The sequence below is a fragment of the Ignavibacteriales bacterium genome, assembly GCA_016709155.1.
Taxonomy (GTDB): domain Bacteria; phylum Bacteroidota; class Ignavibacteria; order Ignavibacteriales; family Ignavibacteriaceae; genus JADJEI01.
The window spans coordinates 1-17,948 of the sequence record JADJEI010000008.1; the positions used below are offsets into that span (position 1 = coordinate 1).

Consider the following 17,948-nt stretch of genomic DNA (forward strand, 5'->3'; position numbering starts at 1 on the left):
AAGATACTCAAACAAGGAAAATGATTTTGTACAATAAAAATACCCTATGGCTAAATATTTGGAGGAAGATTGAGATTTGATATTTTTGATTAATTTAGAATTAAACTTTGTAAACAATTGCATTTTTAAAATAAGTATATGGCACAGTATATTAACGTAGTTCCGGAAGTACTTAAATCAATAAGACTATCTATTGGAATGGATCTCGCCAAGATTTCAAAAAAGACTAAAATTCCACTTGATGATTTAAAAAGCTTTGAGTCAACGACAGGGAAAAAACCTTCACTTAGTGAGCTAAGTTTACTTGCAAAAGCTTATAACAAACCATTAGCTGCATTACTCCTTTATAAACCAATCAAAAAGCCATTACAAAAAGATAGAAAGAACTGTTAACTCAGAACAGGTTGGGATCTTTGACTTGAAAACTAAAGGTTGTTAAACGTACAAGAGCACTCTCACAGACTCTTTACTTCAACTAAAAGAGAACTGGGAATGAAAATTGTAAGGTTTTCGGATGATGCAGGCCTAAATGATGATCCTGTAAAAGCAGCAAATCATTTCAGAAAAAAATGGGAACTGGATGAAATAAAGGAATTACCCAATAATGATGCTGCTTTAGAAGGATTAATAGAAAAAGTTGAAGATCTCAGTATTGCTGTTTTCCAATTACCACTTACAAAAGATAACCTAAGAGGATTCTCAATTATTGATGAAGAGATTCCAATAATTGTAATTAAAAGAGGTGGAGACCCAGCTACAGCAAAAATCTTCACACTATTTCACGAAGTTGGACACCTCCTATTAAATGAGGCTGGTATTTGTGATGTAGGTTTCGGTAATCAACAAAAAATTGAGAAGTGGTGTAATGCTTTTGCATCCGAAATCCTCGTTCCCAAAAAATGAATTATTACGAAATGTTATTGTTAAAAAATATATAAGTGTTGGTAATAAAGAATGGTTAAGTAAAGATTTAGTTGAAATTGAGGGAAGAAGAGTTTTATGTAAAAACTGTACTATGAAGACAAATTGAATTCGTGGAATAAACCACCCTTTGGTAGGGCTAAAGAACCGGAGGGAAGAAATATTCCTAAAGAAATAGTAAAAGAAAGAGGTAGAACATTTATAAGTTTAGCATTTGATGCTTATAAACAGAATAGAATTAATATCAAGGAATTATCTGATTACCTTGGTGCTAAACTGAATTACATACCTAAAATCCGCGAACATTTGTATGGCTAATGAATGAGCACAGACTTATTTAATCAAAATATTTACGTTATTGATACAAGCTCACTCATAAACCTTCAGGAAAAATTCGATTATAACAATCCAGTATTCAAAGCTATTTGGGAAGAAATTGAAGAATTAATTCTTATTGATAATTTATTGACAATAGATTTTGTTGAAAAAGAAATTATTGATGATTATCTGGGTAAAAAGGATTTTTTAATAAAATGGATGAAGCGATTTAAGCGGAGAAGAAAATTTGTTAAAAAATCTGATGAGTCAGTAATTAATGAGGCAATACCGATTATTAATAGTGAATTTAATACCGGCTTTTTTAAGAAAGAAAAAATTGAAAAAGGGAAAGATGAAGCCGACCCTTATCTTATAGCTTTCTGTAAATTAAATGGTTACATACTTATTTCTGATGAAAAGAAATTTGTATCAAATAAGATTCCAGAAGTGGCAAAGAAAAATGGAGTAAGATGTATTAATCTTTATGAATTTTTTGAAGAACGTGGTTTGAAGATGGTAAGAAAAAATAGCAGTTAGATTAAGTTATTAATTAGATTTCTACGCGGAAAAATTGAAATTCATAAAAAGAATATTTGGAAGAATAAAAAATGCATTATCTCGTAACAAAGAAATCTTAAACAATTATAAAGTTGGATTCTATGTTCCCGCAAAGTTCCAACAAACATCATTCTTAAAACCTATGATTGGGCAATTGAGCAAAGAGATAAAGGGTGTGCATTCGTTCTGGTTTTCATTCAAAAATAGAAAAAGATGTATTTGATATTTTAGTAAAGGCAGTCAACCAATTATTTTGGTACTTGCAGAGGATTATTCAAACGATGGGATAAAGGAATAATGAACTTTATCATTGAAAACCGCTTGTTAGTCGTCGGTCAATTTGCCGATAAAGTAAAAGACCAACTAATGAAACAGGAAAAAAAGAAATAATTTTATCATAGAAATTTCGAGACCAAAATATTCTTGGCTATGCAACAAAGGGTGGTAATGTAAGTCAATTAGAAATATGTTTCCAAATAAAATAATTTCATAAATTATTTATAACATATTTAGTCAATCCTTAAAAACCCCGAACAGATAAGGAAGGGATGAAAAAGATAGGGAAATCACAGATCAGTTTATTCTTTTTATAAAAGACACACTGGATCAGAAGCATCCATTATTCATATTGGAAGAAGAGCTGGAGCAGAACCAGTGAATCGGCATCTGAAGTCAGATCATAGGATGAAAAAGAAACTTTTACAAAGGGTTAGTTGGTGACTCTATAAATGTAATGCTATCTTCAAGCATATAATTTCAAAAGGATGATGAGAAAATGGAGATCATCTTTTTATTATTTTTTTATCGTCAGATTAGTTTACTATTATTTCTTTGCTATAGGCAAAGCTAGGCTATTTTCAAGAAAGTTATTTACTCACCAAAAGAAATTTGGGTTTTTAAGGGTTGACATAATAGAATTGAGACAGTGATAATTCTCCAGTTGATGTTTCTCTAAGCACTGCTTTTAATCGAACTATAATAGAATTGAAAACCAGTTGGCATTTTGCAGTTTCAAGGTCTGGTTAATAAAAACAAAAGCAAACAGCGACACTTTATGGGCAAAAACATTCGGAGGTGTAAATGATGATTATGGCTGGTCTGTAAACAAAAAACAACTGATAGTGGATTTGTAATTGGTGCTGAGAAAGATGCTGCATCTCAAAAACCTGATGTCTTGATTGTGAAAAGTAGATAAATCCTGGCAAAAGATTTGGCAGAAATTATGTGGCTCGACGTTGAAAGAAGGAGTATATTCTTTAGACAGACAAATTAGCGACTCTGGAGAAACTTACCTTGTTAGTGCCTATTGACTATGATCGGGAAACTTATTAAATTACTTTCAACAAAAGTGTACTGCCCTTTTCTTAATACTTTCTGAACTAAATTGAGTGGTTTCTGTATGCGGATTATGTTTTTAAAATTGTTAAGCAATAGTAAAATATTACTATCATAAAACGAATATCAGAGGTTTTTTTCAGCTTAATAAAAGGAGACCGTTATGAAGTTACTGTCATTTGTTCTGGTGATAACACTTTATTCCCTGCCGGGCTATTCCCAATGGGATAAGGTGGGACCTTTCGGAGGATATATTCAGGATTTAGTGACTGACAATCAGGGACGGGTACTTGCCTCAACGCCTTTTGGAGGAATCTTCAGAACCTCTGACGGCGGAAAAAACTGGGAACAAGTTTTCGGCGACTATCTAAATACTGATGTACGTTCGCTCGCGGTTAATCCGGACGGCGATATTTTCGCCGGCACAGATGCTTCCGGTTTATATCGTTCTACTGATGATGGAATAACCTGGGAATTACCTACTAATATTTTTTCTTCATCAACGCTGATTGATATTTATATTCAAACGGATGGTGATTTATACGTCGCATCATTTGACGGCATATTTAAATCCACCGATAATGGAAAGACATTTTCAAATGCAGCCAATGGAATTCCCACGAACGACATCTTTACGCTGGGAGAGTTTGGTGGTTATCTTTTTGCCGGTACTTATTTCGAGGGAATCTACCGTTCTTCAGATGAAGGTCTGAGCTGGGAACCGGCAAATAACGGATTAATTTTACCGGACTAATAGTAACTTCATTCGGTTACTTAACCAGTACAGATAAATCTGTATCCTCCGGTTATGCAGTTGCGGGAGATAAATTATATCGCACATACGATTCCGGGGATATTTGGGAATCGCTTCCTGCATCACAATTAAATTTCACTGATATACATGTAAAATCTGCAGATGTTGTGCTTGCTTCATCATATAACGGAACGATTATTCGTTCGGATGATGGCGGGAATAATTTTATAGATGTTTTTTCTACAGACGCACCTATTTCTACCCTAACAGAAGATGGTGAAGGCAATACGTTTGCAGGGACCTATGGTCCTGGCACTTATGTTTCACAAAACACTCTCGACTGGGTTCTTGAAGTAAATGTTATGACAAACACTTTTACAACATCTTTCGGAAGCAAAACGGAAGGAAGCGTAGTAAATATCTACACATCTGGCAGACATGGAATACTCGGGAAAACTTCAGACTTCGGTCAAACCTGGCAAGATATTTCGGGAGACCTGCCGTATGGATGGAACAATTTAATAGATGCAAACCCGGTTGACGGGAATCTCTACGTTTCGACAACCAATGGTGGGTTCCGTTCAATTGATGAGGGTCTTCATTGGGAAAATATTGGAATAGCGTTTACAAGCATTGCATTTAATTCTACAGGCGACACATTTCTTGGTAATGGTGCTTATGTTTATAAAGCTGACTTCGGCTCACTAACATTCGATGCACATTATGTTGCCCCAATAAATTATATAAACGAAATTGTGGTTGATGATAATGATGATATTTACCTTTCCACAACAGAGCCCATTTCGGGAATCGGGTTCGGGGTTTATTATTCCAATGATGGTGCTGAAACTTTTAATCCGATAAACACAGGTTTAACAGACCTAAACGTTGTTGCTCTCAAAAATGTAGATATATCCGGATTTGAAATTTTTGATTGTGTAAAAATGCTAGTGGCAGTTGCTCAATCGGGCAGTTACTATGTGAAGGATAATAACAACGTATGGAGCGAATTTTCAGTTGGTCTCGGATTGGGATATGTTTTTACAGACATTGCCAGTCTGAACACCGGCACAAATTTGTTAATAGATGTTGTAAGTGAAACCGGCTTTCACAGGTTAGATAATAACAATTGCAGCTTCTCCTTTAACAGTGCTCTTTTTAATATTGAATTAACAACAGCCTTTTATTGGCTGCAAATTAGTGGTTCAGGAACAGGTTACTATGGTACGAATGGCAGCGGGGTTGTTAAGCAGGCACTTGTAACATCTATTGAAAATCAAGTAACTGAGCTGCCACAACAATTCAGATTGGAACAGAACTATCCCAATCCATTTAATCCGGAAACAGTAATTAATTACGAGTTGCCGGTAAATGGAAAAGTTATATTAAAGGTCTATGATCTTCTTGGTAGAGAAGTAGCTGAATTAGTGAATGAAGAAAAATCACCAGGTAGATATGCCATAAAATTTTCCGCCAGCAGCAGAGGAAGTAATCTTTCGAGCGGAGTTTATTATTATCAATTGAGAGCCGGAACGTTTATTGGTACAAAGAAGTTTGTGATACTCAAATAAATATTTTAAGAGCATCTCTAAAAGCCTTAATTTGCGTTCTTCAAGAATCTGGTTTGGCGGCATATACTCGTATTCCGTTGCTTAAAAACTAGTTATTAGTGGAACACTTAAATCTGATGAAAAATGTGAATTGGAAAATAATATAAATCCAATTTAGGCTATTCATCCAAATAAGGTAAATTAAATGCAGTATAGAATTAATAACTACGATGTTACATCAATTATATGCAATTATTCTTAACAATTTAACAAATGGAGAAACAGTTATGAAAACCATAACGATGCTGTTACTAATTAATATATGTGCAGCTTTTATTCTTTAAAAATCGATGCAAAAACATATAAGGAAGGAATTATGCAGATTGCCGATTCCTTAGAAGTATGGTCTAAATATGATTTCGTTCCCGGTGATAAAATAATTTTTCTTGATAATCTTGAATATGAAAAGCATGGTGAATTTCCTTCTAAATGGGATCTCGTATATGGAAATGTAGAGAATGCAAAGCTCGGTGAAAACAATGTAATTGCCTTCATGAAAAATAAATCTGAAATTTCACCGTTAATGAAAACTGCAGAGTATCTGCCGGAAGTTTTTACAATAGAATTTGATATCTATTATCATAACAAAGGAAACGAAGCATATTATCTCAATCTTAAAAATCTAAATGTTATAGACATTAGAGCAAGCAAAGTTTCGCTCGGCAAATTTGAAGGTGTGCCGGATATAAGTTCATCTGGTGAAGGATGGCATCATATCGCTTTATCATTTAATAAAAGAGCATTAAAAGTTTATTTTGATCAGACGAGAGTTTTAAACATTCCTAATTTAGAAAAGAAACCGACCTCATTTACTATCTCAGCCCTTAGCCACGGCGTCGCTAAAGGGATTCCTTCAATGATAAAAAATATAAGAGTTGCGGAGGGGGGTGTCGAACTGTATGATAAGCTGATTACTGATGGGCGAATTGTTACGAGAGGAATTCATTTTGATGTTGGCAAGGCAACTATAAAACCCGAATCAATGGGAGTAATAAATGAAATTGTCATGCTGATGAAAGAACACCCGGAAATAAATTTTAACATTGAAGGACATACAGATAGCGATGGTGATGACATTTTTAATCAAACACTATCCGAGAACAGGGCGAAAGCAGTTAAAGATGTTTTGGTTAGTCTTGGAATTGATTCAGCAAGGCTTAACACAAAGGGATATGGCGAAAGCATACCTCTTAATAATAATTTAACCCCCGAAGATAAAGCAAACAACCGGAGGGTTGAGTTTGTTAAAATTTAATCGGTTACTTTTATAACATTAAACAGAGGTACAATTTGAACATATATCTTACAGAATTGTGATGAATAGTCAGTCTAAAATCTTAAAGAGCATTATGTATAAATCTACTGCATACTGCTTTGCATTTTTTGTTGACATATCTATAATTAGATCAGTTATTTTATCTCAGCGATAGTATCACTCTGAAATAAACCAATAAGGAGCAAACATGAAAAAAATAATAGTACTTTTAGCAGCATTTATATTTGCTATAAATACTTTCGGGCAGGTGGTTGAAGAATGGGTTAGCCGTTTCAATGGAGTAAGTAATGCAGTAGATGAGCCAACGGCCATGGCTGTTGATGACTCAGGGAACGTGTACATAACAGGGAGATCAACAGGTGTGGGTTCAATTGTCAATCCATGGGATATAGTTACAATTAAATATGATTCAAATGGTGTGGAAATATGGACTGCGACTTTCGGTAATGACAATAACCAAGAAGAGGCAAATGATATTAAAGTTGACAATGAGGGGAATGTTTATATAACAGGTTACAGTGTTAATGATCAACTAAATACAGATCTTCTAACAATCAAATATGATTCAAATGGTGATACTGTTTGGGTAAGAAAAAATAAGGGCCCTGCAAATGAAGGTGGTGTTGCAACAGCTATTGCAATTGATACAATTTCAGGAAGAGTATTTGTCACGGGTTCAAGTGGATTTAATAATGACTATACAACTATTGCTTATGAACCGAATGGTGCACAGTTATGGGTCTCAAGTTATGACGGACCAGGAAACAGTATTGATATTGCTTATGCAATTGTTTATCACTCAGGTGCAGTATTAGTCACAGGAAGCAGCAGAACAACAACAATGTCTCAAAGCGACGATTATCTTACAATCAAATTATCTGCGGCAACCGGTGATACCATTTGGACAAGAAGATACGATGGTTCTGGATTTTGATGAACCACAATCAATCGCCATTGACCAGGCAGGTAATGTCTACATAACAGGTTTTGGTAGCAGCAGCCCGTTTACAACTGATAGAGATTATTTAACAATAAAATATAGCACAGACGGTGATGAATTATGGGTTGCAAATTACAACAACGGAAGTACTGATGAAGCGAGTTCAGTTGCTGTTGATAACTCCGGTAATGTTTATGTAACAGGGGTAAGTGGTGGATTTGGGAATGATTATGCAACAATAAAATATAATTTATCCGGAGTGGAGCAGTGGGTAAAACGATACCATGGCGGCGTACCCTTTAGCTCTAATTTCGATGCGGCAAGTGCATTAACTGTTGATGAAAATTCAAATGTCTATGTTACAGGTTCGAGTGTGGTGGGATTAAGCACCAACGATGCTGATTTTTTTACAATTAAATATAGTAGTGATGGCGACTCATTGTGGACTGCAAGATACAATGGACCCGGTAATGGGGGTGATGGAGGGATAGATATTGTATCGGATAATTTTGGGAATATATATGTAATTGGAACTAGTATAGGTATTGGAACTGCATCGGATTATACTCTAATAAAATATAAGCAAACTCCTGTCAGCGGGCTTGATGCTAAAACCGGAAACATTCTGATAGGGTATAATCTATCAAACAATTATCCAAATCCGTTTAATCCAACAACAAAAATAAAATACACAATTCCTTCAAACGTCAAAAGTCAAACGTCAAATGTGAGTTTGAAAGTTTATGATATACTTGGAAATAAAGTTGCTGAGCTTGTGAACGAAAACAAACCTGCAGGTGAATATGAAATTTTATTTGATGCATCCGAATTGCCAAGCGGGATATATCTCTACCAGTTGCGAGCTGGAGATTTTGTCGTATCGAAAAAAATGACGTTAATCAAATAGCTTAACTTTAATAAAATTCATCTTTAACATTTAATAATATAATAAAAATATATTGTGAGGATGCAGAATGAAAACCAAATCAATTTCATTATTTTTTATTTTTCTTTTGAGTTTACCAAGTTCTCTCCTTTGGAGCCAGAATTTTCAGCTGGAATGAGAATTCCCAGATAGGCTTAGATACGTGGGCAATATAGATGGCGATGGTATCGGGAAATTTGCGTTTGAAGATGAGGACAGCCTGAGAACAACTTTTTTATGACGGCAAATCTCATAATATAAAATGGACTATTGATGGTCGGGATTTTCAATCTGAGTTGTACTATGCTGAAAGGGCCAGCGCTGTACCTAAATAGTCCTCCCTTAAAAAGCGGAATAAGTTGTTAAAGTAGAAAAAACAAATAAAAAAAGTGAAAAAGATTTGGTTTAAAACACAAGATTTAAATAATTTAGATTAAAAACCTTGCAAATTATTACGATAAAAAAGACAGAAAAGAAATCACAGATCAGTATGTTCTTCTCATTGAAGGATACCTTGGATCAGAAGCATCCGTTATTCATATTGGAAGAAAAAATTAACTGGCAGCAGTTAGAAGATGCTTTCAGTCCTCTTTATTGTTCAGATAATGGACGACCGGCTCTGCCAATACGATTGATGGTGGGGTTATTGATATTAAAACATCTTCGTAATATTTCAGATGAAAGTGTGGCAGTTACTACTTAAGCTGAAAGAAACTTTTCAATTAAATCGATTTAGTCATTATAAAATATAATATCCCCGTGGGATAGCACATCTCTTCGGGAATGATTTATAAATTGCTGAATTGTTTAATTGCTGAATTGCCGGGTTTAATTTTTCATTTTTCATTATTCATTTTTAATTGCCTTCGTGTTTAATATTTTCTTTTACTAAAAGATTATCATTTGCATATCTGCCCTCGATTAAATTTAAAAAAAATAAAATTGCTTAATGAAATTTAAATTGCCCAAACTTTTGGGGTAAATTATCCTAGAACCTCTTTTGATGCTTTAAGCAGATTTAAGTTTGCGTTACCAAATCCTACTGAGCAAAAAAGTATTGGTAATGTATTATTCAAGTTAGAGGATAAAATAATCACTCATAATTGCTATAGAAATCAATTGAGAGATATATTTAGTTCTATGCTTAATCAACTTATGACAGGTCAAATCCGGGTTATAGATATTGAATTCAAAGAAGTTGAGAAAGTACGCTAAAAATAAAGCATTTCTGGCTCATAAATAGCCATAATTTGCTTTGTGGCTCACATATAGCTACATTTGAGCCGCAAATATATTTGTGATTCATAAGTGAGCTAAAAAAAATGAAACCTTATAAACCTGAAAATCTTCCACTGCAGAATTTGGAATGGCAGCATCTGATCAGTTTAATAAGCGAAGCAAACAGGAAGTTAGCCCGCTACGATGGAATTCTGCAGACAATGCCAAATCCGTTATTGCTCCTTTCACCTCTCACAACACAAGAAGCAGTTCTCTCATCGCGTATTGAAGGGACACAAGCTACATTAGAAGAAGTCCTGAAATTTGAAGCTGATCCAAAAGCAGAAACAAAAAAGTATGATGACATTCAGGAAGTGATCAATTACAGAAAGGCAACTGCCGTAACCGTGGAAGAAATGAAAAAAAGACCGATCAGCCTTAACCTGATAAAAAATATGCATTCGGTTTTGCTGCAAAGTGTTAGAGGTGAAAACAAAGCACGCGGTGAATTCAGAAAAATTCAAAACTGGATTGGTAAACCGGGAAGCACAATTGAAGAAGCAAGTTTTGTTCCTCCAGATCCAAATGAGTTGATGAAAGGATTGGATAATTTTGAGAAATATATTCACTATGAGGAAAAAGACAGACTAGTTCAACTTGCAATTATTCACGCTCAGTTTGAAATATTACATCCATTCCTTGACGGCAACGGAAGGATTGGGAGGATTTTAATTCCGCTATTCTTTTTTGAGAAAAAAATACTCAACACACCGATGTTTTATATAAGTGCTTTCTTCGATTCCAACAGGGACGAATATTATGATAAACTAAAAGCTGTAACTGATAATAAGAATTGGGAAGGATGGATAAAGTTTTTCCTGAAAGGTGTTATTCACCAATCGGAGAAAAACATTGATAAAGCAAAATCAATCTTGCAGTTATATAATAAGATGAAAGAAAAAATGATAAGTGTAACGCATTCACAGTATTCAATAAAGGTACTGGACAACTTATTTAATATGCCTGTTTTTTCATCAACTGACTTTATTAAGAATTCAAATATTCCGAAAGCAAGCGCTAAGAGAATTTTAAACCGGCTTGAAGAAGCTGGAACAATTAAGATTCTTACTCAGGGGAGTGGAAGGAAGCCTACACTTTACATTTTCCGTCAACTAATTGAGATAGCTAATGAGTAAATTATTTGCAGAGAGATAGGATAAATGCAATGGGAGCTGTTCGTCAAATGATGGATTATGATTTTTTATGATTGATAAATTGCTGAATTGCTAAATTGTTTAATTGCCGGGTTTAATTTTTAATTTTTCATTATTCATTTTTAATTGCCTTCGTGTTTAATATTTTCTTTTACTAAAAGATTATCTTTTGCATATTTGCCCTCGATTAAATTCAAAAAAAAATAAATAACTGCTTAATGAAATTTAAACCGCCCAAACTTCACAACCAGATAATCGCTGCGCTGATTCTTGGGGCTGTGTTCGGTTCGATATTTAATATTAAAAAGGATGTGCTTGTTATTGAGTACATAAAAGATAAAAAAACCGTCACTGAAAAAATTGAGAGGTGGCAGAATTTTATTTTGGTGAATCCCGCCGAATCGGATTCTCTCTTTTTTGATTCTAAGCAGCAGCTTTTGATTATAAATTCTTTAAGTAAAATTTCAGAATCAAATCAACAATCAGAAGCAATTGTTTCATCCTTTATCGCTGATCAGAAATTAATTCCTTCAAAGCATTTTTATAATATTACTTCTATCAGTAAAGAAACGACGATTCCATCAGACATCAAATGGATTGGTGATATTTTTATCCGTCTCTTAAATATGATAGCTGTTCCGCTTGTGCTGGCTTCGCTTGTTGTGGGTGCAGCAAGTCTTGGAGATATAAAAAAGTTTGCACGAATCGGCGGAAAAACAATTTCACTATATATTTTTACCACCGCCCTTGCAATTTCTATCGGATTGATTTTAGCAAATGTCATTCAACCCGGTACGCGAATGCCTGCTGAGACGAAAACATCTTTGCTTTCTGTTTATGGGCAAGAAGCTCAAAGTAAAATGAATCTTCAAGGGAATTTCAGTTTAATAGATCAGGTTGTTAATCTCGTTCCGAAAAACCCAATTACTGCATTAGCAAACAGTGAAATGATTCAGATAGTTTTCTTTGCTGTTTTTCTCGGTTTGGTTTTAAGTCTGATCAGTAAAGAAAAATCAGAGCCTGTCATAAAATTTTTTGATGGACTCAGTGAATCAATGATCAAAATGGTTGACATCATTATGCTGATTGCACCGCTTGGAGTTTTCGCTTTAATCTCTGCAACAATCAGCGAGTTTGGTTTTGATATACTGCAAACTTTATTCTGGTATGCTGTAACTGTTTTGCTTGGATTGTTAATTCAGACATTCGGTGTTTATGCTTTGTTCATAAAGTTTTTCAGCAAGTTTAACGTGAGTACATTTTTTAAGGGGATCAGAAGAGTTCAAACGATTGGGTTCAGCACTAGTTCATCTGCGGCAACTTTGCCTGTAAACATTGAGTGCTGCCATGAAAATTTGGGGATATCCAAATCAATAACAAGTTTCGTTTTGCCTCTTGGTGCTACAATTAATATGGACGGCACTGCTCTTTATCAGGGGGTGGCGGCAGTATTTATTGCACAGGTTTTTGGAATTGATCTGAGTTTAACTCAACAGCTCGCTATTGTATTTACCGCAACACTTGCATCAATCGGAACCGCACCTGTGCCGGGAGTAGGAATTATTATGTTAATCATTATTTTAAAGGCAGTTGGAATTCCAGAAGAAGGAATTGCTTTGATAATTGGAATTGACAGAATACTTGATATGTGCCGCACGGTAACTAATGTAACTGGCGATGCGATGGTGGCAGCAGTAATTGCTACTTCGGAAAAAGAAGAAATAAAGGTTGATTTGAGTGAAGCTTAAAAATTTAGGATGGTTGATTGGACGTTTTAGCAGATAACTTATCCCAAACCTTCTCCACGTAAGCGGGATCTTCGACTTACAGAGAGAGGGACTTTAAATATGAAATTAGAATTGATCTTTTAAATCCAAATAAAGGAGTTAGTTGATGAGTGAAAATAACAATCGAGAGCAATGGGGTAGCAGGATAGGTCTTATTTTAGCTGTTGCAGGAAATGCTATCGGGCTGGGAAATTTTTTACGGTTTCCGGTTCAAGCGGCACAAAACGGCGGCGGCGCTTTTATGATTCCATATTTTATTTTCTTTTTGATACTCGGAATTCCATTAATGTGGATTGAGTGGGGAATAGGAAGACACGGCGGAAGGTTTAATCATGGCAGCGCTCCCGGAATGTTTGATGTTCTCTGGAAAAATAAAGCTGCAAAATATTTTGGTGCTGTTGGTTTGTTCATCTCACTTGTCATAATGATTTATTATACTTATATCGAATCGTGGACGCTTGGTTTCAGTTTCTTCTCAATCACAAAATTATACTTTGATGAAACAAGTTTCGATACAATGAAAAACTTTTTGTACAGTTATCAAGGCAGGGAGGCGGGGACACATTTCGATTCTCTTCTGCCGGCATACATATTTATGCTAATAACTTTTGCTGTCAATTTCTGGATTTTATTTAAAGGAATTTCTGCAGGAATAGAAAAGCTTGCGAAGATTGCAATGCCGCTGCTTTTTGTATTTGGAATAATTTTAGTGGTAAGAGTTTTAACATTAGGCGCTCCTGACCCAACCCACCCTGAAAATTCAGTAATTAATGGTCTGGCATTCATCTGGAATCCTGATTTATCTAAGCTTGGAAATCCATCAGTTTGGATTGCCGCAGCCGGTCAAATCTTTTTTACTCTATCAGTTGGAATGGGAACGATTCACGCTTACGCAAGTTATTTAAAACCAAAAGATGATATTGTTCTCTCAGGATTGTCAACATCAGCGACAAACGAATTTGCAGAAGTTATTCTTGGCGGATCAATTGCAATTCCTGCGGCAGTTGCATTTTTTGGATTGACGATGACGACTCAAATTGCAGCCGGTGGTTCATTCGATCTAGGCTTTGTTTCGATGCCATTAATATTCAGGCAAATTCCATTTGGTGAATTTTTCGGTTTTCTATGGTTTTTGCTTTTATTCTTTGCAGGAATTACATCTTCAGTTGCAATGGGTCAGCCCGTGATTGCATTTCTCGAAGATGAGTTTAAAATCTCGCGCAAGAAAGCAACTGCAATATTGGCTGTTGTGGTTTTAGTCTCTGTTCAATTTGTAATATTCTTTTTGAAATTTGGATTTCTGGATGAGATGGATTATTGGGCAGGAACTTTCGGATTAGTATTGTTTGCTTTCGTGGAGACAGTTTTGTTTATGTGGGTCTTTGGAGCAGATAAAGCCTGGAAAGAAATGAATGAAGGGGGAGATATTGGTATTCCAAGAATATTTTACCCAATTATGAAATACGTAACTCCAACAGTACTATTTGTAATCATGATCTGGTGGTTTGTTCAGGACGCATTTCCTATTCTATTATTATCTAATTCAAATCCCGAGCAAGTCCCTTATATTTGGGGCGCAAGAATTTTAATGATTTTACTTTATGCAGGATTATTTTATTTGATCAAAAAGCCTGGAGTAAAAGCAACAGATAATTAATGCTAAAGTATAATTCTTAAAAAAATAATTTAAAGCACGAAGCAATATTTAGCGTGCTAATAAAATCGAAAAGATTTAATGGACATAAATTCGAATAAAGAATCTTTCTCTGATTCTTTTAAAGAAATAATAAAAGCGATGGGGTTAGTGTTTGGTGACATCGGAACAAGCCCCATTTACACATTGAGTGTCATCTTTGTATTTACGATGCCTACTCAAGAAAATATGATGGGCATACTATCATTAATATTCTGGTCACTTATCATTTTAGTCACAATTGAATATTCGTGGCTGGCAATGAGTTTAAGTTCCAAAGGTGAGGGTGGAATAATCGTACTTAAAGAAATATTAAATTCTAAAATAAAAAAAGGCAGAAATGTTGTATTTATAACTTTGCTTGGTTATGTCGGCGTTTCACTTATTATGGGGGATGGAGTAATCACACCTGCAATAAGTATTCTTTCCGCTGTTGAGGGTCTCGGATTGATTCCGGGCCTTGGTCATATTCAAACAGATACAGTAGTTATTATAACCCTTGCGATTACAATATTGCTTTTTTCGTTTCAATTTAAAGGGATAGATAAAGTTGCATCCCTTTTCGGTCCGATAATGATTATCTGGTTTGTTGCATTATTCCTTAGCGGATTATTTTCAATAGCAAATTCGCCAGAAATCTTTCTTGCTGTCAGCCCGCTCTATGCAATTAATTTTATGCTTCATAACGGTATTGCAGGAATTTTTGTTTTAAGTGAAGTAATACTTTGTGCAACAGGGGGAGAAGCGCTTTATACAGACATGGGTCATCTCGGAAGCAAACCGATAAGACAAGCGTGGATGTTTGTGTTAATTGCATTAGTCGTGAATTATTTTGGACAGGGTGCTTTGTTTTGAATGGAGGTAAAAGCGATCAAGTACTTTTTGAAATGGTAAAACACACGAGCCATTTATTGTATGTTCCATTTTTAATTCTGACGCTGCTTGCCGCTATAATTGCGTCACAAGCCATGATAAGTGCTGTGATGTCTCTTGTTTATCAAGGAATTACCACACGCATTATTCCGTTAATGAAAATAAAATATACCTCGACTAAAATAAAATCTCAGATTTACATCGGAGCAGTGAATTGGGGATTGTTAATCGCTGTAATATTTATGGTTCTATTTTTTAGAAAATCAGAGAATCTGGCAGCGGCGTATGGAATGGCAGTAACTGCAACTATGACTATCAGTTCGTATTTTATGATAAGAATTTTCTTTCATGATAAAAAATTTATTAAATACTCAATTGCGATTGGAGTGTTTCTTGTTGATTTACTTTTCCTCACCGCTGTACTGACTAAAATTCCACACGGCGCTCTCTGGTCTTTAATAATTGCTTCGATTCCATTGTTCATCATTACACTATGGACTAATGGAAACAAAGCGATGTACAAAGCATTTCGCTCACTATCATTTGACACCTTTGTTTTTAGTTACGAACAAATTTATGGATTGAAAAACAACATACGCGGTACAGCGTTATTCTTCACAAAAACTTTGGAGCATATTCCACCTTACATTGTGCATTGTATGATTCGCGGAAATATTATCTACGAAAAAAAAAAGTACTTGTTTCTATTGCGACTTCCGAACACCCATTTGGAATAAGTGTGGAGAAAAAGAATCTATTGCTTCAGGAATGGATGGATTATTAATCAGTGCCGGTTACCTTGAAGTCTTAGATATACCAAAAATATTAAAGGAAAATGAAATCGGTGAAAAATTAATATTCTATGGTGTGGAAGACATTGAAACAAAGAAAATTTATTATAAGATTTTTGCATTCATCAAAAAGATTACTCCGCCGTTCGTGAAATTTTATAAGTTGCCTTATAATAAGATTCACGGCGTTGTAACGAAACTTGAAATATAAACTCATTTACATAATTAAATTTTTTAACAAATAAATACAATCAATGAATAAAACATTTTTTATAACATTATTCGCTCTCTTTTTTTTTAATTCCTTTGCAGCCGCTCAAAACATTAATGATGATACTTTGTTTGTTGCATTTTGGAATCTTCAAAATTTATTTGACACCGAAGATGACCCGCTAACAAAAGATGAGGAGTTTCTTCCTCCGCTGAAAAAGAATGGACGCAAGAGAGACTTGACAAAAAGTTTTACAATCTAAGCCGCGTAATTCGTTTAATGAATAATGGAAATGGTCCCGATATCCTTGGCGTTTGTGAAGTTGAACATAAAGCATTATTAGATTCAATGGTTAATAAGTTTCTGCACGACCTGGAGTATGATGTTGCTTATATGGAATCCCCCGACGAACGAGGAATTGATAACGGGTTGATATACAAAAAAAATATTTTCGAATTAGTAAATGTTTCTGCTGATTCGGTTTTTCTTTCTGCTCAGGATAAAACAAGATTATTACTTAAAGTTGTACTAAAAGCCAATGATGAATTGCTAAATATTTTTGTAAATCATTTTCCATCACGGGGCGGTGGTGAATTTGAATCTCAACCAAAACGAATTAAAGCTGCTGAAGTTTTAAAAAAGAATGTTGATAATATTTTAAAACAGCGACCGACTGGCTAACATAATTGTAATTGGAGATTTTAATGACGAGCCTAACAACAAATCAATTGCAGAAGTTTTATCAGCAGAGAAATATTTTTGTGATTCAACAAGCTATTCAAATTCACTGCTGCTAAATTTATCTTATGAAAAATTTAATCAAGGTATTGGCTCTTACCGATATAAAGATGACTGGAATATGATTGATCAGATTATTGTATCAAGAAATTTAATTGATGGAAAAGTTATTAATTACGTTTGCGGATCGTTTTGAGTATTTTAAAACCTTTCTTGCTGCAAACACACACTGGAACATTTGAAGGAACTGCTTTTCCAACTTACGGAGGCAACCGTTATCTTGGCGGCTTCACTGACCATTATCCTGTAATATCTAAATTTATAATCAAGAAAACATAAATATGAAAAAAATACTTTTAATATTTGGAGCCGAAGGCGCTTTGGGAAAAGGTGTCAGCGGTAGTCTAATTAAAAAGATTACGACAAGATTTATTTATTTGATTTCAAAAAGACTTCAACGTTTTCTAATAATAAAATTGAATTCAGAATTATTTCGGATTTGTCTATCGAACAGAATGCAGCATCGGCTTTCGAAGGGATTCAGCCTGATAAAAATTCTTTATTTTTTCTTTTCAGTACAATTGGCGGATTTACAGGAGGAAAAAATCTTTGGGAAACCTCGAGCGAGGAATGGCAAAAAATGATGAACATGAATTTAATTGCCAATTTCAATCTTGCAAAATATTTTTCTTTATTGGTTAAAAAAATCTGCAGGCGGTTCAATTTGTTTTACATCTGCTTTTACGGGGCTAACTGCAGAAACTAAAAAATCAATTTATGGAGTTT

17 protein-coding genes and 2 pseudogenes are annotated in these 17,948 nt (G+C 34.7%); all 19 read left to right on the forward strand.

Annotated features, from left to right (window positions below; translation table 11 throughout):
• The first annotated feature begins 138 nt into the window (after nucleotides 1-138).
• The 19 genes and pseudogenes from IPH11_12625 to IPH11_12715 all read left to right on the forward strand — a co-directional run bounded on the left by IPH11_12625 (nucleotide 139) and on the right by IPH11_12715 (nucleotide 17,806).
• A complete protein-coding gene (locus tag IPH11_12625; GenBank protein MBK6914438.1) occupies nucleotides 139-393 on the forward strand; it encodes a helix-turn-helix transcriptional regulator in 255 nt (84 codons plus the stop codon).
• Between the two features lie 99 nt (nucleotides 394-492).
• The gene (locus IPH11_12630) at nucleotides 493-903 is read left to right on the forward strand and encodes an ImmA/IrrE family metallo-endopeptidase (GenBank protein ID MBK6914439.1); all 411 of its coding nucleotides are present in this window, start codon (nucleotides 493-495) and stop codon (nucleotides 901-903) included.
• A 123-nt stretch (nucleotides 904-1,026) separates the two neighbouring features.
• Nucleotides 1,027-1,239, forward strand: a complete 213-nt coding sequence (locus tag IPH11_12635; protein MBK6914440.1) for a hypothetical protein — start codon at nucleotides 1,027-1,029, stop codon at nucleotides 1,237-1,239.
• A 3-nt stretch (nucleotides 1,240-1,242) separates the two neighbouring features.
• Complete coding sequence (locus IPH11_12640; GenBank protein MBK6914441.1) at nucleotides 1,243-1,776, forward strand: DUF4411 family protein; 534 nt, start codon at nucleotides 1,243-1,245, stop codon at nucleotides 1,774-1,776.
• A 1,519-nt stretch (nucleotides 1,777-3,295) separates the two neighbouring features.
• Nucleotides 3,296-3,886 carry a hypothetical protein gene (locus IPH11_12645; protein MBK6914442.1) on the forward strand — a complete coding sequence of 197 codons (591 nt, stop codon included), beginning with the start codon at nucleotides 3,296-3,298 and terminating at the stop codon, nucleotides 3,884-3,886.
• A 362-nt stretch (nucleotides 3,887-4,248) separates the two neighbouring features.
• Nucleotides 4,249-5,457, forward strand: coding sequence for a T9SS type A sorting domain-containing protein (locus IPH11_12650; GenBank protein ID MBK6914443.1), 1,209 nt, complete (start codon nucleotides 4,249-4,251; stop codon nucleotides 5,455-5,457).
• A 355-nt stretch (nucleotides 5,458-5,812) separates the two neighbouring features.
• Nucleotides 5,813-6,751 carry an OmpA family protein gene (locus tag IPH11_12655; protein MBK6914444.1) on the forward strand — a complete coding sequence of 313 codons (939 nt, stop codon included), beginning with the start codon at nucleotides 5,813-5,815 and terminating at the stop codon, nucleotides 6,749-6,751.
• Between the two features lie 208 nt (nucleotides 6,752-6,959).
• A complete protein-coding gene (locus IPH11_12660; protein ID MBK6914445.1) occupies nucleotides 6,960-7,706 on the forward strand; it encodes an SBBP repeat-containing protein in 747 nt (248 codons plus the stop codon).
• A complete protein-coding gene (locus IPH11_12665; protein MBK6914446.1) occupies nucleotides 7,690-8,619 on the forward strand; it encodes an SBBP repeat-containing protein in 930 nt (309 codons plus the stop codon). The genes IPH11_12660 and IPH11_12665 overlap by 17 nt, the downstream gene beginning before the upstream one ends.
• Before the next feature lie 508 nt (nucleotides 8,620-9,127).
• A pseudogene (locus tag IPH11_12670) lies at nucleotides 9,128-9,325 on the forward strand (transposase).
• 272 nt (nucleotides 9,326-9,597) lie between these two features.
• Complete coding sequence (locus tag IPH11_12675; protein ID MBK6914447.1) at nucleotides 9,598-9,852, forward strand: restriction endonuclease subunit S; 255 nt, start codon at nucleotides 9,598-9,600, stop codon at nucleotides 9,850-9,852.
• 107 nt (nucleotides 9,853-9,959) lie between these two features.
• Entirely contained in the window at nucleotides 9,960-11,051 is a 1,092-nt protein-coding gene (locus IPH11_12680; protein ID MBK6914448.1) for a Fic family protein, read from the forward strand.
• A gap of 236 nt (nucleotides 11,052-11,287) precedes the next feature.
• The gene (locus IPH11_12685) at nucleotides 11,288-12,817 is read left to right on the forward strand and encodes a dicarboxylate/amino acid:cation symporter (GenBank protein ID MBK6914449.1); all 1,530 of its coding nucleotides are present in this window, start codon (nucleotides 11,288-11,290) and stop codon (nucleotides 12,815-12,817) included.
• A gap of 145 nt (nucleotides 12,818-12,962) precedes the next feature.
• Complete coding sequence (locus IPH11_12690) at nucleotides 12,963-14,513, forward strand: sodium-dependent transporter (GenBank protein MBK6914450.1); 1,551 nt, start codon at nucleotides 12,963-12,965, stop codon at nucleotides 14,511-14,513.
• A 78-nt stretch (nucleotides 14,514-14,591) separates the two neighbouring features.
• Nucleotides 14,592-16,424: pseudogene (locus IPH11_12695) on the forward strand (KUP/HAK/KT family potassium transporter).
• A gap of 43 nt (nucleotides 16,425-16,467) precedes the next feature.
• Complete coding sequence (locus tag IPH11_12700) at nucleotides 16,468-16,686, forward strand: hypothetical protein (GenBank protein MBK6914451.1); 219 nt, start codon at nucleotides 16,468-16,470, stop codon at nucleotides 16,684-16,686.
• A 17-nt stretch (nucleotides 16,687-16,703) separates the two neighbouring features.
• Nucleotides 16,704-17,105: a hypothetical protein gene (locus tag IPH11_12705; protein MBK6914452.1), complete on the forward strand. Its 402-nt coding sequence runs from the start codon at nucleotides 16,704-16,706 to the stop codon at nucleotides 17,103-17,105.
• Between the two features lie 249 nt (nucleotides 17,106-17,354).
• The gene (locus IPH11_12710; protein ID MBK6914453.1) at nucleotides 17,355-17,501 is read left to right on the forward strand and encodes a hypothetical protein; all 147 of its coding nucleotides are present in this window, start codon (nucleotides 17,355-17,357) and stop codon (nucleotides 17,499-17,501) included.
• Nucleotides 17,502-17,503: 2 nt separating this feature from the next.
• Nucleotides 17,504-17,806, forward strand: a complete 303-nt coding sequence (locus tag IPH11_12715; protein MBK6914454.1) for a hypothetical protein — start codon at nucleotides 17,504-17,506, stop codon at nucleotides 17,804-17,806.
• Nucleotides 17,807-17,948 lie beyond the last annotated feature (142 nt).